Annotated in this window: 20 protein-coding genes; 8 read left to right on the top strand and 12 right to left on the bottom strand. The window is 58.3% G+C overall.

What is annotated here, in order from left to right:
• Nucleotides 1–286: transcriptional repressor (locus tag VFE46_10525; protein HZZ28425.1), on the bottom strand; the 286-nt coding region annotated here is incomplete at its 3' end.
• A gap of 121 nt (nt 287–407) precedes the next feature.
• Between VFE46_10525 and leuS the strand changes: the two genes are divergently transcribed.
• On the top strand, nt 408–3,239 hold the full coding sequence (gene leuS / locus VFE46_10530; protein HZZ28426.1) for a leucine--tRNA ligase: 2,832 nt from the start codon (nt 408–410) through the stop codon (nt 3,237–3,239).
• 103 nt (nt 3,240–3,342) lie between these two features.
• Nucleotides 3,343–4,632, top strand: coding sequence for a glucose-1-phosphate adenylyltransferase (locus VFE46_10535; protein ID HZZ28427.1), 1,290 nt, complete (start codon nt 3,343–3,345; stop codon nt 4,630–4,632).
• A 63-nt stretch (nt 4,633–4,695) separates the two neighbouring features.
• Here the strand turns inward: VFE46_10535 and VFE46_10540 are convergent, their stop codons facing one another.
• The 3 genes from VFE46_10540 to VFE46_10550 form a co-directional block, all read right to left on the bottom strand.
• Nucleotides 4,696–5,178 carry a hypothetical protein gene (locus VFE46_10540; protein ID HZZ28428.1) on the bottom strand — a complete coding sequence of 161 codons (483 nt, stop codon included), beginning with the start codon at nt 5,176–5,178 and terminating at the stop codon, nt 4,696–4,698.
• Between the two features lie 292 nt (nt 5,179–5,470).
• A complete protein-coding gene (locus tag VFE46_10545) occupies nt 5,471–5,680 on the bottom strand; it encodes a hypothetical protein (GenBank protein ID HZZ28429.1) in 210 nt (69 codons plus the stop codon).
• Nucleotides 5,671–6,219 (bottom strand): NTP transferase domain-containing protein, encoded by a 549-nt coding sequence (locus VFE46_10550; protein HZZ28430.1) that lies wholly within the window; start codon nt 6,217–6,219, stop codon nt 5,671–5,673. Before VFE46_10550 ends, VFE46_10545 begins: the two co-directional genes overlap by 10 nt.
• A gap of 344 nt (nt 6,220–6,563) precedes the next feature.
• Here VFE46_10550 and VFE46_10555 point away from each other — a divergent pair, with 344 nt between their 5' ends.
• Together VFE46_10555 and VFE46_10560 are read left to right on the top strand one after the other, a co-directional pair.
• Entirely contained in the window at nt 6,564–7,592 is a 1,029-nt protein-coding gene (locus VFE46_10555) for a hypothetical protein (GenBank protein HZZ28431.1), read from the top strand.
• A 381-nt stretch (nt 7,593–7,973) separates the two neighbouring features.
• Nucleotides 7,974–8,366 carry a hypothetical protein gene (locus VFE46_10560; GenBank protein HZZ28432.1) on the top strand — a complete coding sequence of 131 codons (393 nt, stop codon included), beginning with the start codon at nt 7,974–7,976 and terminating at the stop codon, nt 8,364–8,366.
• A gap of 155 nt (nt 8,367–8,521) precedes the next feature.
• Here VFE46_10560 and VFE46_10565 read toward each other — a convergent pair whose 3' ends face one another.
• Entirely contained in the window at nt 8,522–9,331 is an 810-nt protein-coding gene (locus VFE46_10565; protein ID HZZ28433.1) for an SUMF1/EgtB/PvdO family nonheme iron enzyme, read from the bottom strand.
• A gap of 174 nt (nt 9,332–9,505) precedes the next feature.
• Here VFE46_10565 and VFE46_10570 point away from each other — a divergent pair, with 174 nt between their 5' ends.
• Entirely contained in the window at nt 9,506–9,643 is a 138-nt protein-coding gene (locus VFE46_10570; GenBank protein ID HZZ28434.1) for a DUF433 domain-containing protein, read from the top strand.
• Here the strand turns inward: VFE46_10570 and VFE46_10575 are convergent.
• The 3 genes from VFE46_10575 to VFE46_10585 all read right to left on the bottom strand — a co-directional run bounded on the left by VFE46_10575 (nt 9,633) and on the right by VFE46_10585 (nt 13,395).
• On the bottom strand, nt 9,633–11,096 hold the full coding sequence (locus VFE46_10575; protein ID HZZ28435.1) for an RtcB family protein: 1,464 nt from the start codon (nt 11,094–11,096) through the stop codon (nt 9,633–9,635). The genes VFE46_10570 and VFE46_10575 overlap by 11 nt on opposite strands.
• A gap of 89 nt (nt 11,097–11,185) precedes the next feature.
• The gene (locus VFE46_10580; GenBank protein ID HZZ28436.1) at nt 11,186–11,809 is read right to left on the bottom strand and encodes a CPBP family intramembrane glutamic endopeptidase; all 624 of its coding nucleotides are present in this window, start codon (nt 11,807–11,809) and stop codon (nt 11,186–11,188) included.
• Between the two features lie 50 nt (nt 11,810–11,859).
• A complete protein-coding gene (locus VFE46_10585; GenBank protein HZZ28437.1) occupies nt 11,860–13,395 on the bottom strand; it encodes an extracellular solute-binding protein in 1,536 nt (511 codons plus the stop codon).
• 168 nt (nt 13,396–13,563) lie between these two features.
• Here VFE46_10585 and xylB point away from each other — a divergent pair, with 168 nt between their 5' ends.
• Both xylB and VFE46_10595 read left to right on the top strand, forming a co-directional pair.
• Entirely contained in the window at nt 13,564–15,096 is a 1,533-nt protein-coding gene (gene xylB / locus VFE46_10590; GenBank protein ID HZZ28438.1) for a xylulokinase, read from the top strand.
• Nucleotides 15,097–15,116: 20 nt separating this feature from the next.
• The gene (locus VFE46_10595) at nt 15,117–16,091 is read left to right on the top strand and encodes an ornithine cyclodeaminase family protein (GenBank protein HZZ28439.1); all 975 of its coding nucleotides are present in this window, start codon (nt 15,117–15,119) and stop codon (nt 16,089–16,091) included.
• 115 nt (nt 16,092–16,206) lie between these two features.
• Here the strand turns inward: VFE46_10595 and VFE46_10600 are convergent, their stop codons facing one another.
• The 4 genes from VFE46_10600 to prpB all read right to left on the bottom strand — a co-directional run bounded on the left by VFE46_10600 (nt 16,207) and on the right by prpB (nt 19,407).
• The gene (locus VFE46_10600; GenBank protein ID HZZ28440.1) at nt 16,207–16,692 is read right to left on the bottom strand and encodes a hypothetical protein; all 486 of its coding nucleotides are present in this window, start codon (nt 16,690–16,692) and stop codon (nt 16,207–16,209) included.
• 27 nt (nt 16,693–16,719) lie between these two features.
• Nucleotides 16,720–17,226: a hypothetical protein gene (locus tag VFE46_10605; protein ID HZZ28441.1), complete on the bottom strand. Its 507-nt coding sequence runs from the start codon at nt 17,224–17,226 to the stop codon at nt 16,720–16,722.
• A gap of 31 nt (nt 17,227–17,257) precedes the next feature.
• Nucleotides 17,258–18,376 (bottom strand): citrate/2-methylcitrate synthase, encoded by a 1,119-nt coding sequence (locus VFE46_10610; GenBank protein ID HZZ28442.1) that lies wholly within the window; start codon nt 18,374–18,376, stop codon nt 17,258–17,260.
• 152 nt (nt 18,377–18,528) lie between these two features.
• Nucleotides 18,529–19,407, bottom strand: a complete 879-nt coding sequence (gene prpB, locus VFE46_10615) for a methylisocitrate lyase (GenBank protein ID HZZ28443.1) — start codon at nt 19,405–19,407, stop codon at nt 18,529–18,531.
• A gap of 227 nt (nt 19,408–19,634) precedes the next feature.
• Here prpB and VFE46_10620 point away from each other — a divergent pair, with 227 nt between their 5' ends.
• The gene (locus VFE46_10620; GenBank protein ID HZZ28444.1) at nt 19,635–21,230 is read left to right on the top strand and encodes a DUF6798 domain-containing protein; all 1,596 of its coding nucleotides are present in this window, start codon (nt 19,635–19,637) and stop codon (nt 21,228–21,230) included.
• Nucleotides 21,231–21,381: the final 151 nt, after the last annotated feature.

A 21,381-nucleotide genomic window follows, 5' to 3' on the forward strand; every position in this document is an offset into this window, starting at 1 on the left:
AGCCGGCGCCGTTGTTCAATTTGTTGGCCAATTGCGATTCGACCAGCGCTTCCAGGGCGTTGTACACCGTTGCCAGGCTGATGTGCGGAATTCGCCGCCGCACCGCCTGATAAACTTCGTCGGCCGTGGGGTGATGATGCGCCTGCTCCAAATACGTGTATACCGCCGCGCGCTGGGTGGTGTAGCGGCAGCCGGCGGCGCGCAATGCGGTGCGAACCTCTCCTGCCGAGCGGGAAGTTATTTTTGATGCAGCCGAAATCGATCGCCTTTTGCGGGTAGCGGCCATCCCTGCCACTATAGCGCCAGAGGCAGCGATGGTCAAGCAAACCATTGCGCCGCAAGGGCTTTGCCGCTCTGAAGGCAATCGGTAGAATCGCTCTTTTCTTTACGTGAAAGCTTGTTGCACGATGCCGCGTTACAACCACGCCACCGTCGAGCCCAAGTGGCAACAGTATTGGGAACAGCACCGCACGTTTGCCGCTCCGCGCATGCCGACGGGCGAAAAAATGTACGTGCTCGATATGTTCCCCTACCCCAGCGGCGACGGCCTGCACGTGGGACATCCGGAAGGATATACGGCGACCGATATCGTCTGCCGCTACCAGCGAATGCGCGGCAAAGCGGTGATGCACCCGATGGGCTTCGACAGCTTCGGCCTGCCCGCCGAAGAGCATGCCATTCGCACCAACACACCGCCGCGGATCAGCACGGAAAAAAACATTGACAACTTCCGACGGCAGTTGAAAATGCTGGGCTTCAGCTTCGATTGGCAGCGGGAACTGGCGACCACCGATCCCGAGTACTTTCGCTGGACGCAATTCATTTTCCTGGTGCTGTTCGACACGTGGTTCGATGAGGATTACGAGGAGCCGGCAGCGGGCAGCGGGCAGCAGGCGGTGGGCAATCAGAAGCAGGCAGTAGGCGGCGGGCAGCAGGTAGTGGGCAATCAACAGCCGGCTGCCGGCAGCCAACCGCCAGCCGCCAGCTTAGGCCGCCGCGGCAAAGGGCGGCCGATCAGCGAATTGCCCATTCCCCACGATGTGCAGCAGGCCGGCGCGGACGCCGTGCGGCGCTATCAGGATTCGCACCGGCTGGCCTATCAACACGAAGCGCCGGTCAACTGGTGCCCGGCGCTGGGCACGGTGTTGGCCAACGAGGAAGTGGTCGGCGGCGTGAGCGAAGTCGGCGGCCATCCCGTCGTGCGGCAGCCGCTGCGGCAGTGGATGCTGCACATTACGGCGTACGCCGATCGGCTGGAACAAGATTTGGAACTGGTCGATTGGCCGGCCAGCATCAAAAAGCTGCAAAGCGATTGGATTGGCCGCAGCACCGGTGCGGAAGTCGATTTTTATATCGGCGGCGATGTCGGCCGCATTGCCCCCGGTGAATCACCAGGGGCTAAATATGAGGAGTGGAAATCCCAGCGCGCAAAATCGGGCTTTCCGCCTGAGTCGCCTGGCGATGTGCTCCGCATTTACACCACTCGGCCCGACACGCTGTTCGGCGCCACGTACATGGTGATTGCACCGGAGCACCCGTTTGTCAGCCGGTTGGCTACGCCGCAGCAGGCTGATGCCGTTCGAAAATACTGCGAAGCGGCGGCGCGAAAGAGCGATTTAGATCGCACGGAACTCGCTAAAGAAAAAACGGGCGTGTTCACCGGTAGCTACGCCATCAACCCCGTGAATGGCCAGCCCGTGCCGATTTGGGTGGCCGATTACGTGCTGATCAGTTATGGCACCGGCGCGATCATGGCCGTGCCCGCCCACGATGAGCGCGATTTTGAATTCGCCAAAGCGTACCGCCTACCGATTGTGCCGGTCGTGAAACCGACAGGGCAAATGGGGAGTGGGGAATGGGGAATGGGGAATGATGGCAGCGACATGAAAGCAGCTTTCGTCGGCGATGGCGAAGCGATCAACTCCGGCACATACAATTACCTGTCCACGCCGGAATTCAAGCTGCGGATTATCGCCGATTTAGCGGAGCAAGGCCTGGGACTGGGCGCCGTCAATTACAAACTGCGCGATTGGCTGTTTAGCCGTCAGCGGTTCTGGGGCGAGCCCTTTCCCATTTTGCACGAACTCGACGCTTCCGTAAAACCGACAGGGCTGCTGCGCAGCGTGCCGCCCGATCAACTGCCGGTCAATCTGCCGGAATTGGCGGATTTCAAACCCATCGGCCGTCCCGAGCCGCTGCTGGAAAAAGCGCCCGCCGAGTGGCTGTATCCCGTGATCGACGGCAAAAAATACAAGCGCGAAACCAACACCATGCCGCAATGGGCCGGCTCCTGTTGGTACTATCTCCGCTTTCTCGATAACAAAAACGAGAAAGCGCTGATCGACCCGGCCGTGGAAAAAGCGTGGATGCCGGTCGATTTGTACATCGGCGGCGCCGAACACGCCGTGCTGCATTTGCTCTATTCGCGCTTCTGGCACAAGGTGCTGTTCGATCGCGGTTACGTCAGCATGCCGGAACCGTTCATGAAGCTCGTGAACCAAGGAATGATTTTGGGTTCCAACGGGGAGAAAATGTCCAAAAGCCGTGGCAACGTGGTCAACCCCGACACGGTCGTGGAAGAGTACGGGGCCGATTCGCTCCGTCTGTACGAAATGTTCATGGGGCCGCTGGAAGCCACCAAGCCGTGGAGCATGGCGGGCGTGAATGGGGTGTTCGGTTTTCTGGGGCGGGCGTGGCGGATGATCGTGGCCGATCAGGCTGAGCAAATGCAGCTCAATTCGGCCCTGCAAAAAGTGGCGCCTACCGACGAGCAAAACCGCACACTGCACAAAACCATCGCCGCGGTCACCAAGGACCTTGATCATCTCGATTTCAACACCGCCATTGCCCGGATGATGGAATTCACCAATTTTTTCACTAAGGAAACCGTGCGGCCGTGGGAGGCGATGGAAAAATTCGTGCTGCTGCTGTCCCCGTTTGCTCCGCACATTGCCGAGGAATTGTGGCAAGTCCTGGGCCACGACAAGACCCTGGCTTATGAGCCTTGGCCGCAAGTCGATCCTCACTGGCTGCAAGAAGAGACGGTGGAAGTTCCCGTCCAGATCAACGGCAAGCTGCGAGGCAAAATCACAATGGCCGCCGGCGCGGCGGCAACCGACCCTAAGGCACTGGAAGCCGCCGCCAAGGCTGACCCCAAAATTGCCGAGCTGCTGGCGGGCAAAACCATCGTCAAGGTCGTGGCCGTTCCCGGCCGGTTGGTGAATTTTGTGGTGAAGTAAGGTCTGGAAACCGCGCCGGAAGTTTGCGAACATAACGGTTCGGCCGTTCACGGAAGCAATGGCCGCCACTCCACACGCAGCTTCTGCCCAACCAGTTCCAGCCATGCAAAACGTTCTTGCTCTTGTTCTCGGCGGTGGCCGTGGCACGCGGTTGTATCCGCTGACCAAGTATCGCTCCAAGCCGGCGGTTCCGCTGGCGGGAAAATATCGTCTGATCGACATCCCGCTTTCCAATTGCATTAACAGCGGCCTGAACCGGATGTACGTGCTCACGCAGTTCAACTCCGTCAGCCTGCACCGGCATATCCGGCGCACTTACGTGTTCGACAGCTTCAGCGGAGGGTTTGTGGAAATTCTGGCCGCCCAGCAAACCAACGAAAGCTCCAATTGGTACCAGGGCACTGCCGACGCCGTCCGCCAAAATATCCGCTCCATCGACGAATCGAAGGCCGACTACGTGCTGATTTTATCGGGCGACCAGCTCTACCGCATGAATTACGCCGAAATGTTGGTCACGCATCAAAAGGCCGGGGCCGATGTCACCATCGCCACCATGCCTGTTACCCGCGAAGCCGCACATGCGTTTGGAATTTTGCGGGCCGACGATACGGGGCGGGTCTCGGGCTTTTTGGAGAAGCCGAAAACGCGCGAAGAGGCCGACATGGTGCGCACCGATTCGGCCTGGATCGACGCCCGGGGCGTGCCCAGCCGGGGTCGGGATTTGCTGGCCAGCATGGGCATTTATTTGTTCAACCGCAACACGCTCATGGATGTGCTCACCAAAACCGATTATCACGATTTCGGCAAAGAAGTGTTTCCCGCTTCCATGCGCACGCGAAAAGTATTCATCCACCTGTTCGACGGTTACTGGGAAGATATTGGCACAATCAAATCGTTTTACCAATGCAACTTGGATTTGGCTCAACCCCATCCGCCGTTTGCGATGGCCTCGGTCACGGCGCCTATTTATTCGCGTCCGCGGTTTTTGCCGCCCTCGCAATTCCACGGCGCCAATCTGAAAAATAGCTTGATTGCCGATGGCTGCGTGATTGAACCCGGCGCGGTCATCGAAAACAGCGTCGTTGGGCTGCGCACCAAAATCGGGCGCGACGTGCAAATTCGGGACAGCGTGCTCTTGGGCTACGATTATTACGAGGGAGAGCCGGAAAGCGTGCCCGCCAACGGCGTCGCCGAGGTGCCGCTGGGAATTGGCGATGGCGCCGTCATTCACCGCGCCATTGTCGATAAAAACTGCCGCATTGGCCGGGGCGTGCGAATTGCGAACGATCGCAATTTGGAATCGAGCCCCGAGAACGACGAATGCATGGTTGTCGACGGCATTCTCGTGATCCAGCGCGCCGCCACCTTGGCCGATGGCTGGAAAATGCAGTAGGCGCCGCGCGGATTTTTTGCAGACGAAAATCAATCCGGCAACAGGCGCCTTACGCACCGACAATTAGCGGTACGACATTTGAGCGTTCGATTGCCGCCAGGCGGACGGATTATAGCCGCCCGAATTATAGGCGCCCGGGCCCGGCGCCGGCGTCGGTCTGTTTTGCGGAGCGCTGGGCATGCCCGGATTGTTCATTCCGGGCGAGTTGTCGTAGTATTGGCCGTTCATGGGAGCGCCGTTCATGGGAGCGCCGTTCATAGGGGCGCCATTCATAGGGGCGCCATTCATAGGGGCGCCATTCATCGGTGCGCCGTTCATTGGAGTGCCGTTCATCGGAGCTGCATTCATGGGGACACCGTTCATGGGGCCTTCATTCATCGGCTCCGTGCCCTCCTCGCCGCTGGCACAACCGCAACCACTGCCGCCGCCGCCGTCGACACAGCCGGATTCCACTACCGGGCCGCAATAGTCGTAGGGGCTCGCACACATGTGGCAACCGACACTGGCGCCTAAAACAACCGCCGACAATGCTAGCAAGCGACGCATGGTAACCTTCCTTGGCAATTGTCCTTCGCCCTGGAACTCCGTAGGGAGTTGTGGAACCCCGATAGGGAGTTGCTGAATCGCGGTATAAGACGAGAACGGAACGGCGCGCGGAAAAAGACAATCCGCGCTAGAGCATCATCGGCCGCGTGCCTTGACAAAGATTAGCGATTTTGTCGCTTGTAGCGGCCCGGCCGGCGCGGCCGCTAGCACATTAGACGAGTGGATATAACAATAGCCGGATGCTCACAGCATCCGGACCGGGCGGCGTGGCCGTCCGGCGGTTTGCAAAACATTAAGCAGCGCCCACCGTGCGGTTCAGTGCCGCCATGCGCTGCCGGAGCGCCGGCTGATGATCCAGCAGGCCGGCAATGCGCTGATAATCGAGCTGCTCCGGACCCAGCGCTTCGAAAATGGCTTGCGCGTGCTCCCAATCTTCCTCACTGCCAATGGTCAGCCGCACGTCATCGCGATCCAACCCCTGAGGCGCCGGAATTAATCGCAACTGAAAGCGCTCCGGCCGCGCAACCAAATAGCCGGCCACGCGCGCTCGATCGGGCAAATCTCGGGCTTCCGCATGGGCCTGCCGCAGTGAGCCGGCCCGCATCCACTCGCCATCAGGCCCAAAGGCGAAAGCACGGTCGGCAGCCCAGTGCGGGAACAAAAGCTGATGTAGTCCGATTCGGGATAATGGTCGGCCGTAATAATGAGCCGATCGATCAACTCCGGGTCAACAAATGGATGTTCCGCCGCTACCACCACGACCGACTCCGCCGGGTGTTTCTCCAGCATATCGACCAAGCGGGCCAGCGCATCGGGCCGATCGCTCACCGCCAGCGGCACATCGCGCGGAACTAAATCCATGAGTTCCCGCGTTTGCGGAATGCGCGGGCACAACACCAACACGCGATCTAACCGCAGGCATTCGGTCATCCGGCGAACAGTCCATTCCAACAGCGATTTTCCACCGAGGCGGCGGCAGGCCATCAATCGCGGCAAATCTGCATTGGGTCGTACTTCCACAACCCCGAGTGTTTTAACCATCCTTAGAAAAGCTCCGTGGCAGCAGTCGAGAGATCGACTTGTGCCGCCTGTCCAATCGACCTAACCGAAAAGAGAAACAACCCTCGGAGTTTGGCAAGTTTGCCGAAAAACGTCAAGGCAAGTCGAATCGTGGAAACATTGTTACATAGCCCGACTGTGCCATTCGGGCGAATCTGAAATTGATTGAAAATTCCCCACGACCGGCAAAATCACAAGCTAGCATGGCCTGGGAAGTCGCATTGGAGCGCAGCGGGCGGTCCGATAGAATCCGCCCCTCATTTTCCGCACGTTCGTGCGAGGTTGGAAAGATTTGCAACAGCCCATCGCCGGCAAGGAGGCCGAATATGGAAACCGATAAGCTGCTGATTGTAGGCCTGGAGACGCTGGCGGGAAGCAATTTGGCACTCACACTGGCCAAGCGGTGCGAAGTTGTCGGGCTGAGCCGGCAACGAGGCTTTGCGGTGGAAAATTGCCGCACCTTAACCCCTGACGGCTTTGCATGGGGCGGACGGACTGATGCGGATCGTGCCGTCCGGGCGATTGCAGTCGAACAGCCGCGCTGGGTTGTTTATTGCGGGCCGGCCTCCGTTTCCAATTGGGACTTGCCGCGCAGCCTGGCCGCGGAACAAACCCACGCTTCCGCTTTCGATGAAGCGCAGATCACAAGCGAAGTGGCCGCCGCTTGGCAAGCTGCCGGGCAGTGCGGTGCAAAGTTCGTCTTGGTTTCGACCGATGCAATTTGCACAGGACCGCAAATATTCTGCTGCGAAAAAATGCCTGTTTCGGCCATCCTGGGCGAAACGATGGACAACCGACCCGCTATCATGGCGTGGAAGTTAGAGCGGCAATTAGATCGGTCTGCTGCCTTAGTGCTGCGGACGCATTTATTCGGCTGGAGCGCCATGGGGGAAAGTTATGCGGAACAGTTATGGTTGACGTTGGAGGACGGCACGTTGGCGTCGACCGTAGGCGGCCAGGCCACAATTTGCGCTCCCCAAGTTTCTGGCAGGCACTATGCCACGCCAATTTTGGCCAGCGATTTCGCCGAACTGTTGTGGACGGCACTGCAGCGCGGCCTGAGCGGCATGTTTCACGCCGCCGGCGCCGAGCGAACCAGCCAGTGGCAGTTTGCCACCGAACTGGCCACAGTCAGCGGCATGTGGCTGACCGGCACGCCCTGGCAATCTGGCTTCAACAAAGAAAACGGATCAGAAACTTCGCTCGACAGCCGCCACTTGCAGTGGACTTTGAATTTCCCGTTGCCTCGGCTGCGTGACGGATTGGAGCGGTTCACGCTGCAGGCCGCCAATGGTTATCGCGATTCCTTGCGGGCGGCATTTTTCATGCCCATGCCTGAACCAGTGGCGGCATGATGGTGCTGCGCGATGCCTCGTGTTGGCTAATCATGGTGATAATCCTTGTGATGAAATTTGTGGGGAGCAATAATCTCGACGAACTGACGGACGGGGCGTGGTGGCCAAGGCATCGCAGGTTCCCCTGGTGTATATTTGATGTTTGACAAATATCATACATATAGTAGTGTATGATAATTTGGGAAAGCAATGGTTTGCTTGGTAAAATCCGAGAAAACAAGGCGTTTCTCAGAAGCTCAATCGTCTTCTTGACTTAGAGAAGATTTAGCGGTGCAAAAGATTTATGCTTTCAGCGCCCAAAATCAAGAAAGCACGTTCCCATCGTGTTTATTTACCACCAGCCACGCCGCTTGACGCAACCATTCTGAGAGAGACATCTGATTGTTGGCAGCGGCGGCATTGGCAAAGACTTCGCTTTCCTCTTTGCTAATGCGGAAGATAATTCGCTCGCCTCGCTTCTCCCCGGCTGGTTTGGACGGTCTGCCACGTTTTCGCTTTTCTTTTGTCATACCAAAAACATACGATATTATTGCCGGCATGGCAAACTGGGATTTTTATTCTTTCTTCGCCCAGGCTCTGAACTTCCCGGTCTTCTCCAATCTTGACGTGAATAATATTTGGACGGGCAACAAGCTCGGTAATTCTCGACATACCCTTGTCTACTCCCCCGGCGGCACGTACGGCTTCATACATGGTGGCGCAAGAAAATCTGGCACAGTTTGGGAATTCCCTGCGTTTGAGCAGCATGCCATTGGACCGCAGTCTACCAAATGAACACTTTGACTCAGGTCACTTTTGAGACGAGTAGAAACAGAATTGATATCCGAACAGTTGCAATGACACTCCCGACGCAATTTTTCAATTATGGTCATCATACCCAGACCCATGCGACTGCCCCGATACTAGTGGATGCGAAGTCTTCGACGGTACTATTGCACGCATCGAATGCCGACACTTGAATAAAATTGATTCGGTCTCAATGCGATCCAAGCATTCGGTGCATAATCGGAAGCCGTAAGATTGGCTAAATTGCGGACCAATCTTTCTGTACCGCCGCATGCGATTTGACCAGTTTGAGAGCTTACATTCGAAGGAGATGAAACTGAGGTTGATGTCCATTTAGCAAGACTGTTAAGCGTCCTCGGCGCTAACTTCAATTGGGCGAGCTGCCATTCCTTCACAGTAGGCAACCGTTTTCCTGCTGCTTCTGCATATTCAACAGCATCATCGTATTTCAGCGGAATTGGCTGTTCATTTTGCAGGTGTATATTCTTTAGATCGAGAATTAAATCGTGCTTGACCTTCAAGTATTCCTCGGCAGTGATTTCCTGCGTATCAACGTAGAACGGTTTCAAAGCCTCATCATTGTCGGATTTGCTAACCTGCGTTCCTTTAGAATCATCTGTATCGGTCACCAAAACCATCTGCTGATTGACTTCTTTTGAGGGAATCTGGATGTCTGGCAACAAGACAGTACCATTGCTTAACTTCCAAAACAAATGTCTCGTCGTGCTTCCAATGATTTCATCTGGCGTTGGCACTCGGCGACGTACTTCATGAAAGCGCCCATCGGGCAATAGTGCCTCTACCCAGTAATCCCCTGGCAGCAATTTTATTTTTACCGGACTATTTCCAGACACCACCAAGCGGTTGGCAATTGGGTTCCCGTCCTCAGTGAGTGGAGCAAATGCTACTTTAGCTCCTGACGGCACCGTGTTGAGTTGAACCAAACGTGGCATTGGCGAAGAATTGAGAGCGCCTGTGTATGGATAGTAGACCACGTCGACCAGCAATCATTATCTGCGATTGCCCCTGCATTTTCAGCAGCGTATGGTAAAGATATGAATTATCAGCAAATCATCACCATCGAGCCGGGCAAACGCGGCGGCAAACCGTGCATCCGTGGGATGTGAATTGCCGTATCTGATGTGCTGGATTATTTGGCCGGCGGCATGACGCAGGATCAAATTCTTGCAGATTTTCCGGAACTTACTGCGGATGATATTCGCGCCTGCTTGGCGTTCGCCACAGATCGAGAAGTTACCCCTTAATCACTCCCACCGGTCGCATGCGCGCCACTTTTTTTGCCAGGCCGGCGCGGTGGACGACGTCGACCACTAAATCGACATTTTTGTAGGCATCGGGCTGCTCTTCGGCCAGGCCTTTCCAACTGCGGGCCCGGGCAAATACGCCGCGGCTGCGGAGCTCGTGATCGATGCGCCGGCCTTGGGCGGCTTTCACCGCGGCGGTGCGGCTGAGCATGCGGCCAGCCCCGTGACAGGCCGTGCCGAAGGTTTGCTGCATGCTCCCCGCTTGGCCGGCCAAAATCCAACTGGCGCGGCCCATGTCGCCGGGAATGAGCACCGGCTGCCCCACGCTTTGATACGCCTCGGGAATTTCCGGATGGCCGGGCGGGAAAGCCCGCGTGGCTCCTTTGCGATGCACCCACACCGGCTTGCGGATGCCTTCGATTTCGTGCTGCTCCAGCTTGGCGATGTTGTGGGCCACGTCGTACACCAAATCCATGCCCAGGTTCTCCCAGGAACGGCCGAAGACACGGGCAAACACCTCGCGGGCTTGCCACATTAGCAGTTGGCGATTGCACCAGGCGAAATTCGCCGCCGCCCGCATGGCGCCCAGATATTTTTTTCCCTCGGCACTGTGAACCGGGGCGCAAACCAATTGGCGATCGGGCAATTCGATGCCGAATTTTTGCGGCGCGCCGCGGAGATCTTTCAAAGCATCGTCGCAAACTTGGTATCCCAGGCCGCGGGAGCCGGAATGAATCATCACGCAAATAGAACCGGCTGTGATGTTCATGGCCGTGGCGGCGGCTTCGTCGAACACTTGATCGACCACTTGCACTTCCAAAAAATGGTTGCCGCTGCCGAGCGTGCCGCATTGATCTGCCCCGCGATCCAGCGCGCGATCGGAAACCGCGCTGGGCTCGGCGCCATCAAGGCAGCCGTGCGCTTCGGTGTAATCAATATCTCGCTCGACGGCGAGATTACGCGGGATTAAGCCGGCCGGGCCTGTGGCCATGAGATGGCGCAGCTCGGTGCGGCTGAATTTATATTTTCCGCCGCGGCCGACGCCGGTGGGAATGTTTTCAAACAGCTCGCCCACCAGCGTTTCCAAATGTGGCTGCACTTCGGGCAGTTGCAAATTGGTACTGACCATGCGCACGCCGCAGTTGATATCGTACCCCACGCCGCCAGGCGAAATAACGCCCCCTTGCTCCGGATCGGTGGCACACACGCCGCCAATGCAAAAGCCGTAGCCCCAGTGAATATCGGGCATGGCCAGGCTGGCCAGTTGAATGCCGGGCAGCATGGCGACGTTGGCCACTTGCTCGCAGGCCTGGTCTGCGCGAATTTGCTCGATGAGCACGTCGTCGGCATAAATTAAGCCATCGACGCGCATGCCGGGCTTGTAAGTTTTCGGAATGCGCCAACAGCATTCGCCGGCGCGCTCCAAAGGACCGTGAAAAGCACCGCTGGGCATAACGTTCCCCAAATTGAAAAATCGACGTGATCGACGAATGCAGAAAACCCACCACCGACGAACGCCAAGGCACAAGCAACCACGATGGATTATCGCTGGGAAAGGTTCATCGGCAAATCCGTGCTGGGAGCAAAACTGGTGCGAACCAAATAGATGAGCGCCACAAAATCATACAGCGCGTGGGTGATGATCGGCACCAACAAATTGCCGGTGGCCAGTGCCAGCCAGCCCAAATATGCTCCCACCAGCGTGGCCAGCACAGCATACGCGATCGTTAATGCGTGCAGCAGGCCAAACACCACGCTAACCACGCATATTCCGGCGATCGCTCCCCACCAAGTCACCAGCAGCGGCTGCAACACGCCGCGAAAAAACAGTTCTTCTCCCACGCCTGCCACCAGCGAAATGAAACCCAATTGCCATATGCTGCAATTGGCAAACAGTGGCACCAGGATGTCGTCGACCACCGTGTTAAGCTTCCCCAGCGATCCGCTGCGGACGCGCCGCATGAAGAACAAGCCCACGACCAGCGGCAGCGTGGCGGCCAGGCCGTAAGCCGCATCGGTTGGTCGCCACAGCACGCGCTGCCACGGCGGCGTAACCAGGAAGCAGCCTGCCGCACAGGCCAGCACGGCCAGCCCCCCCTCGAACAGCAACGCTAACCGCACAATGTTTGGCGGCGGCTGGGTAGTTGTGGTCAGTTCGTCGGTCATGAATGGCAGCTTATGAGTTTATGTTTCAGGCACGATGAACGGTCGCGTCTTTATGGTGCGGCCTTCAGACTGCGACGATAGGCTTCGCGCTGCTTATTGACACCGTACTGGGCCGTAATTTTTTTCCATTGCTCGGCAGCCTCATTCAGGGCTTGCTGCGGCGATTTTTTCCCGCTGATGGCCGCGCGAACGGCATCGTCCAGTGCGGCCATGTATTCCGCTTCGCCGGGAATGCGCAACATTTGCACGGCTTCGGGCTGATGCAGGGCCGTGGCCAACACTTGGCTATATTGCTTGGCCGCCTCAGCCGAGATCATATGACCAAACCAAGTGGACGAATCGTTCGCTTGCGATTGCCGAAACAAAGTTGCGGCCGGATTGGTGGGAAGCAGTTCGCTGCTCCAACGATTGCTCGACAGCCAAGTCAGCAGGTGAAAAGCGGTTTCTGCAGAATTTGTGCCCTTCACGACTGAACCGACGTGTCCGCCAACGCCCACCAGCGGAATGTTGACACTCTCGTCATTACGGCGCGGTTCCCATTCTGCTTGACGTGGATTGTAGGCTGCCGTGGAACCTGGTAGTGGCGCAAATGCTGAGACAACTGTATTGCGTGACATCTGTACTAATGCGGCGGGCCAACCGATGGCCATGGCCGCGTGACCGGAAAGAAGCCAACGGGCAGCCTCGGCGGGAGTGAATGAGGCGGCTTCCTTGGGTTCCATTTTCGCGGCGGCGACCAGTTCGGTGAGCGCCCGAACGAACGGCGGACCGCCGATGAGCGGCTCCATCGTTTCGCGATCGAACAGCACCGAAAAATAATCGCGATGCCTGGCGTAAGCTGCCGCGCGAGCCAACAATGTTCGCGCGGCCCAGCCTGGCGCCAGCGGTTCCACGGCACCCGACCACGGATCATCAATTCGATGGCTGTCTGCACGCGTGCCGGTTTGTTTCTGTTGCGCACGCAGTTGTTTGGGGTTATTAAAGAAATCGGCCAGTGTTTGGTATTCTTCCCAGGTGCGCGGCGGTTGCTTACCGAGCTGCTCGAATAAATCGGGCCGATACATCAGGACCAGCACCGGCGAGCCCAACGGTACAGCATATGGCTGGCCGTCCCAGGTGAGTTCCGGCGAATCGAGCAGCAGCAGCAGATCGGCAATTTCCAGCGGATCCTCTTTCAGCCAGTCTTTGTTCAGCGGGCGGATCAATCGCCGCTCGGCCAGTGTGCCCAATAGCGCGGGGGGATAGAGTACCGAATCGGCGTCGAGCTTTTCCGCTGAATTCACGTTGGCGGCCGACATTTGCTCGATCTGCAATTCCGAACCGGTTTGCGCTTTCCACTCGCCGCGGAGCCGATCGATGGCTTGGGCCAATTCCGGATCGTCGATCACGGTAATTCGCACATTCGCTATGGCGGCGTGCGTGGATGCCGCAGGCCCGGCCGAATTTTCCGCCGCCGGCTGCTCACCGTTCTTGCTGCAACCGCCAACGGCAATCAAAACACCGGCCAAGCACAGCAGCACGGCACCCGTCGTATTGCCGAGTGCGGCAGCGAATTTTTCGTGCAGAATGTTCAAGCGATTTCTCATCAAGCAATTCAATTCCGTGCAATGCAATTCCCTGCATCGTAATTTCTCGGCCAAACGTCGGTCAATCGTCCACTTCAACCGTACCTCGCCCATTGCTTGCCAGTGGTCGTGGGCAAACGTTACAATCCGGCTCGCCCTCTGTCGCCACCACTACGAGTGCAAAACACCATGAGCGTTTTTCTGGGCATCGATATCGGCACGTCTGGCACCAAAACCATCGCCGTCAGCGAGCGTGGAAAAATTCTGGCCGACGCCACCACAGGTTATCCGTTGTACAGCCCGAAGCCGCTATGGAGCGAGCAAGACCCGGACGATTGGTGGAAAGCCACGGTCAGCACGGTGCGGGCGGTGGTGAAAAAGGCGAAGCTCAAACCGGCCGATGTCAAAGCGATTGGCCTCTCCGGCCAGATGCATGGTTCCGTGTTTCTCGACAAGCAAAGCCGTGTGATCCGCCGCGCCATTTTGTGGAACGACCAGCGCACCGGCGCCGAGTGTGTGGAAATTGAACGGCGGGCCGGCGGGCGAAAAAATCTCATTAAAATGGTAGCCAATCCGGCCCTCACCGGCTTTACCGCGCCAAAAATTTTGTGGCTGCGGAATCATGAGCCCAAGAATTTTGACCGCACGGCGAAAGTGCTGCTGCCGAAGGATGAAATTCGCCGCCGCTTAACAAGCGAGTTTGCCACGGAAGTCAGCGATGCCAGCGGCATGCTGCTGCTGGATGTGGCCAAGCGTGCCTGGTCCAAGCCGCTGTTGGCGAAATTGGATTTGGACATCGATCTGCTGGCCAAGTGTTACGAATCAGAACAGGTTACCGGCAAATTAACTAAGAGCGTGGCGGCGGAGTTGGGCTTGTCGACCGATTGCGTGGTGGTCGGAGGGGCCGGCGATTGTGCGGCCGGTGCCGTGGGCAATGGCATTGTCAGCCGCGGCGTGTTATCGACTTCCATCGGCACCAGCGGCGTCATGTTTGTCCACAGCGACGAAGTGCAGGTCGATCCGCTGGGTCGGCTGCACACGTTCTGCCATGCGGTGCACGGGAAGTGGCACCTGATGGGCGTCACGCTTTCGGCCGGCGGCAGCTTGCAGTGGTTCCGCAACAAATTGTGCGAAACAGAAATGGCGCTGGCGAAAAAGCGCAAGGTTGATCCTTACGAAATCCTAACGGAAGAAGCCGCCCAAGTGTCCGCCGGCAGCGAAGGGTTATTTTTCTTGCCGTACCTTTCCGGCGAACGCACACCGCATGCCGATTCCAACGCCCGGGGATGCTTTGTGGGCCTCACGCTTTCGCATGGCCGGCGGCACATGCTTCGAGCAGTAATGGAAGGCGTCACCTATTCGCTGCGTGATTGTTTGGCGATTATTCGTGAGCTGGGCGTGCCGGTAAATCAAATTCGGGCTTCCGGCGGCGGCTCGCGCAGCCCGTTTTGGCGGCAAATGCAGGCCGACGTATTTGACCAGGAAGTTTGCACCATCAACGCAGAGGAAGGGGCCGCATATGGCGTGGCCCTGCTGGCGGCTGTAGGAGCCGGGGCGTTCAAAAACGTGGTGGAAGCTTGCGAGGCCACGATCCGCGTGGTCAAACGTACCGCTACCAACCGCGCCACCGCGGCGTATTATGACAAGGCGTTTCCGCTATATCAAAGCTTGTATCCGGCGCTGAAAAACAGCTTTGAACGCATTGCGGGCCTGGGGAAGTAAACCCGAACTCGAGTGCCGCCATGTCGATTCTTTATCTTGCCGAAGAAGACGTCGCCCAATTGCTCGATATGCGCACGGCCATCGAAGTGGTGGAAGAAATGTTCCGCCAATGGGGCGAAGGCAAAGCAAATAATGTGCCTCGAGTGCGGGCCAAAGCGCCGGGTGTTGTGCTGCATTCGATGTGCGCCGCGGCCGAATACTTGGGCCTGGTCGGCTGGAAAGTTTACACCACCACGAAATCCGGCGCGCAGTTTCTGGTTGGCCTCTGCGATGCCGAAACCGGGGAGCTGGAAGCGCTGATCGAGGCCGATCGACTCGGCCAAATGCGCACCGCCGCTGCCACCGCGGTGGCCGTCGAATGGATGGCCGACATGGAAGCGACGGAACTGGGCCTGTTCGGCACGGGCAAGCAGGCCCGCACACAGTTGGAAGCGGTGTGCATTGCCCGGTCCATCAAGCGCTGCTTCGTCTACAGCCGCAACGAAGAACATCGCCAGCGGTTTGCCACAGAGATGGCGGAGCAAGTTGGCATCACGGTTTCGCCCGTCGACCGCCCGCAGGAGGCCGTGCAAGATTTGCCGATTGTTGTTACCGCCACCAACAGCGTTGTTCCCGTGTTCGATGGGAACGACTTGAAGGAAGGCGCTTTGGTATGTGCGGTCGGCTCCAACTGGCTGCGCAAGGCGGAAGTCGACGCCCACACCATCTGCCGGGCCGATAACATTGTGTGCGACAGCGTGGAAGCGTGCCGACACGAAGCGGGAGATTTTCAAGCGGCACTGGAAAAGGGGGCCTTCGATTGGTCCCGCGCGGTCGATTTGGCCGAAGTGGTTGCGGGCCGGGCGGTGGGACGCAACAATCGGCAAAGCGTCACGCTATTCAAATCGGTAGGGCTGGCCGTGGAAGATGTAGCCGTGGGCGGACGCGTGTTGGCCGAAGCGCGAGCGAAAGGCTTTGGTCGCTGGATGACGACCGCCTTAACGCGGCAAACGTAACTGCTGGCTGGCCTAAAGCAGCAGCGGCGGGGTGGCTGGGGTCGAACGAAGTGAGCCCCCAGCGGCTTGGATTCCGGGGGCTCGGCGGCCTCGACCCCGGCCACCCCATTCATTTTTAATCGAATTCGCGAATCGGCGCTGGCTGATCGATTCCCACTCGCCCGGCCGAGATTTCGGCCACAAAATAATTCTCGCCGCGAATTCCCGAGCCCGCTAAGCGGCGCAGCGTAGCCAATTGCCCCACGTGCGTTAGGGCACCGGCAATGGGACCCTGAAAAATCTTTTGCGGCGAACAAGCGAGTGAGCCCTGGGCCAAACGATCGTCCAAAGCTTGCAGGGCTGCAAAGAAACGCGCAACTTCTTCATCCCAACCTTTGGGCTGCGATTGCTGCCAGTGGGTCTTCCCATTCACGGCGCTCAATGCCCAATCTAACAGATCGCCCATGTGCGCCAGAATTTGAACTGCCGTGCGGGTGGTTGGGCCCGCACGAAAATTCGCAAAACCAGGGGGTGCATCGCGCAGAGTTTTGGCCGCACGATATGCCAGCGTGGCCAGCGCATGGCGCAGCGGCAGAGCATCAGAAAATTCAGTCGCTGGCATAGATGCGGTTCCTTGAATTTTCGCAAGTCAGGATTCGGAATGCATAGTTTGGTCCGGCGGGGCCGTGTCATCGCCCGTCGAAGCATCCGGAGCCGGCTCGGGATGTAAAGCGCTCTGCACGCTGTCGGTAACCATATCTTTAATTGCTTCGGCGGCGGCCGTGACTGCTGCGGAAGCCAGTGCGCCGGTCAGCGTCCCCAATCCGCCCATTAAGCGGCTGGCGGCCGAAGGCTTTTCCTCATTGTAGGCAGCGGCCTGATCGGAAGCCGTCGGCATGGCAGCCTCGTCAAAATCGTCCGGCGGCACATTCGATTTTTTACGCCACAGCGTTCGGCCCAGGGCCCAGCCAGTTCCCAATCCGACCACGGCGGCGGTTCCCAGCGATGGCCACGGATAACGGCGCGTCCAAGCGGGGGCATCGGCGGTGCGCTTCAACGAATCGAGCATTTCCCCCTTCAAGCGGCGCAGAGATTCTCGCGCCAGCTGCGATTCGTGCTCTAAAAACTCGTCTGGGTTCTTGATTTCTTCCGACATGAGTTTCCAGCACGCAGAGCAATTCGGCGTGTTACCGTTGTTTGATCGGCGCCCAGGAGCGGCGTGAGGCACCGGTGTAGTTGGCCAGCGGGCGGATCAGGCGGTTATTATCGAGCTGTTCGATGATGTGTGCGCTCCAACCGACCACACGGCTCACGACAAACAGCGGCGTGTACAGCTCGACGGGCAAATCGAGATAATGATACAGCCGGGCACTGGGCCAATCGAGATTCGGCGGCAGCTTTTTTTCCTCGCCGACAATTCGCTCAATGGTGTCGGCCATGGCTTCCATGTCGGTATGGCCGGTTTCTTTCGCCAGTTGGCCACACAGGGGCTTGAGAAACTTCGCCCGCGGATCGCCATCTTTGTACACCCGATGGCCAAAGCCCATGATGCGAACCTTGCGGGCCAGTGCTTCGCGAATCCAGGCTTCGGCTTTGTCGGCCGAGCCGACCTGGTCCAGCACTTCAATCACGCGCTCGTTGGCCCCGCCGTGCAAGGGCCCTTTAAGTGCGCCGATGGCGGCGGTGACGGCTGAATGCAAATCGGAAAGGGTGGAAGCCACCACGCGGCTGGTGAAGGTTGAAGCGTTAAATTCGTGCTCGGCGTATAAAATGAGCGAAACTTCCAAGGCCCGAACCGCCGCCGGGCTGGGATCGCGCCGCCTGAGCATGCGCAAGAAATTTTCCGCGAGCGAATAGCGGCGATCGGGCCCGACAGGCTCTTTGCCCTGCAGTAAGCGATGCCGAGCGGCCAAAACCACCGGCAATTGCGCGAGCAGCCGCTCCGCTTTGCGGAGGTTGGCATCGTGGTCGTTGTTTTTTGCGTCCGGATCCCAATGGGCCAACAGGCTGGCGCCGGTGCGCATGACATCCATCATGCCGGCCTGTGGCGGAATGCGACGCAAAATATCAATCACAGCCAATGGGGCCGGGGCGCTGTGCCGCAAACGCTCGTTGAAGGCCGCCAATTGATCGGCCTTGGGCAATTCGCCATACAAAATGAGATAGGCCACTTCCTCAAACGATGCGTGCCCGGCCAGATCCTCCACGGCATAACCGCGATATAGCAACCCGCCGGCAATGGTGCTGACGGCCGTTTCCCCGGCGATAATGCCTTCCAAACCCGGACGATAAAGCGATTCGGTCATAGCGAATGATTATAAGAATGACGAAATGCAAATGCTCGAATGAATGACAAAATCTAAATGACCAAGCACCAATGTCCAATGAACAAAGGATGATTCACCACTCCACCTAATGACCACTCAGCTCCTCATCCCTAACTTCCTCACCCTCCCCTTCACTCGCTGCCGCCGAAATATTTTTTATCGCGCTCCTCGTAGCCGGAATATCCTAACACATCGTACAGCTCTTGGCGCGTTTGCATCAAATCGAGCAGGCTTTGCTGGCTACCTTCATCGGCCAGCACGGCGAGCGCTGCTTCCACCGCGCGCATGGCCACGCGCATCATGGTGACCGGATACAACACCGCGGCGTAACCAAAAGCCGTCAATTCGTCGAGAGTGAGCAGCGGACTCTGCCCAAACTCCGTCATGTTGGCCAGCAGCGGCGCTTCCACTTCGCGGGCAAAGCGTTCAAACTCTTCCGGACCGCGAAGCGCTTCGGGAAAAATCCAATCGGCGCCGGCATCCAAATACGCTTTGGCGCGGGAAATGGCGTCATCGACCGAGTTTACGCCCCGGGCGTCAGTGCGGGCAATAATCACCAAGCTGGCATCCCGCCGGGCGGCGACGGCGGCTCGGAGCTTGGCGCACATTTCAGCGGTTTCCACCAGCGCCTTTCCGGACAAATGGCCGCAGCGCTTGGGCAGCCGCTGATCTTCCAACTGAATGGCGGCGGCGCCGGCGGCTTCCAATTCGTGGACGGTGCGCTCCACGTTCATCGCCTCGCCGAAGCCGGTGTCGGCATCGACGATGACAGGAATTTCCACGCTGCGAGTAAGATATGCGGCGTTAGTCACCAGTTCGCTGAGGGTGAACAATCCGACATCAGGCAGAGCCATTGTTCCCGCCGACAGCGATGCGCCGGAGAGATACACGGCATCGTAGCCGGCCTGTTCGACCAACCGGCCCACCAGCGCGTTGAAGGCGCCGGGCACTTGAATGGTGGAATCGACCACGGCATCGCGTAATTTTTGGCCGGGCGCAGCTTGAGCCACGATAAGATTACCCCCCACACATGGGCCGAGTTTCCGCTTTCGCTGGATTAAGGAAACTGCGAATATAGAATTTCGGGCCGGCCGTTGGCAAGGGAGGGGAAGAAAAGGCAGAAGGCAGAAAGTTATAAAGCCGCGACCGGTGGTCGCGCGGAGCATAAGGCCCCAACCGGCGGTCGCGCGGAACAGCGACAACGGCAACCATGATGGACATCAGGCGGCGGATTTCGATGGCAAATTCAACCCCGGCAATCGACACCTCGCCGCTGCATTCCGCTTTGCCTGGGTGGCAAGCACTGGCGGAAATTGCACTAGTGTTTGTGGTCTTTTTTTTGCACGGCGCTTGGCCCGTGCCTGACGTGAACGAGAACGATTACGTCATTAAGGCCGTGCATTTTTGGAATCACGATGCCTTCGCCCACGATTTCTTCGTCAACTCCGGCGACGCCCACGTGGTGTATTATTGGGCCTTTGGCTGGCTGAGCACGCTGGGTTTTTCGCTGGATGCCATGACCTGGATTGGCCGCATCGTCACGTGGCTGTTGCTGGCCATTGCGTGGCGCGGGTTAAGTCACCAATTGCTGCCTCGGCCGTGGCTGGCGGTGTTGTCGGCCGAGCTGTTTACGCTGCTGATCGAACACGCTCATGCGGGCGGCGAATGGATGATTGGCGGCGTGGAAGGAAAGGGATTTGCCTGGGCGCTATTGTTGTGGGCCTTGCACGCACTGGTATGCGGGCGATGGAACCTGGCGTGGCTGCTGTTGGGGGCGGCCACTTCCTTGCATGCGATTGTGGGCGGGTGGGGAGGCGTGTGCGTGGCAGTGGTTTGGCTTTTGTCTGGGCGCGAGCGGCCTTCGTTGCTGGGCATGCTGCCGGGCCTGATCGGGAGCTTTCTGCTGGCGCTTCCGGGCTTATGGTTTTGCGTTGTCCTGAATCAAGGCGCAGATTGGCAAACCATCCAGCAGGCGAATTCGATCCAGGTGTTTGAGCGGCTGCCGCATCATTTGTATCCGGCGGCGTTTTCCGCTGTGCGCACCGGGCGGCATGTGCTGCTGTGGATTGCATTTGCACTGCTGTGCCGCGTAACGCCGGCGGCAGAATCTGAACGCCGCCTGCGCCGCTTCGTGGCGGCAGGAATTTTCTTGGCAATGATCGGCTTTGTGTTGAGCTGGACCGCGGCGTTTGCCCCCCATTTTGCCGCCAGCTTACTGCGATTTTATTGGTCGCGCATGTCCGATGTTTTGACGCCGCTGGGGGTGACGCTCGTGGGGATTAAGTTTGCCGGCGAGCAACTGCGAGGGCGCAAAATGGCGGCTCGCTGGTTGTACATGGGGCTACTGGTGCTATTGGCTTTCGATTTGTTCAAGCAAGTTTCGCACCAGCCTTGGTTGCCCAGTCCCGTGCCGAGCCGATCCGACAGCGTGATGGTTTACAATGATTGGCGCGATGTTTGTCGCTGGATTGCCGCCGACGAACACACGCCGCCCGATGCCGTGTTCATTACGCCGCGAAATTCCAATACGTTCAAGTGGTACACGGGCCGGAGTGAAGTGGTGACGTGGAAAGACATGCCGCAAGATGCCCGCAGCATTGTCCAGTGGTGGCAGCGCATCAACGATTTGTACGCCACGGAGAGCCAGGAGCCGGGGGATCGCTGGCGCACGAGCGTGGCAGAAATGGGCGAAGCGCCGCTGCACGAACTGGCCAAAAAATACGGAGCCCAATACGCCGTGGTGGAACGTGCTCCAGACCTGCCTTGGTTGGGCATGCAGCCGCTGTATGAGAATAAATCTTACGCGGTGTATCGCTTCGATCTGCAACCTTGACGATTTTTTTATGAGCACTGACTTTCCCGAGCGGCTTGCACGCCGTTTGCATCAGCCGCTGCCAGGCTGTGCGGCGCAAAGAACCATGGAGCCCGAGCTGAGCTTCGGTCGGCACAGTGGTCCGCCCCGAATCGATGCGCGGCCTGCGGCG

The sequence above is a fragment of the Pirellulales bacterium genome (assembly GCA_035656635.1).
Taxonomy (GTDB): Bacteria; Planctomycetota; Planctomycetia; order Pirellulales; family JADZDJ01; genus DATJYL01.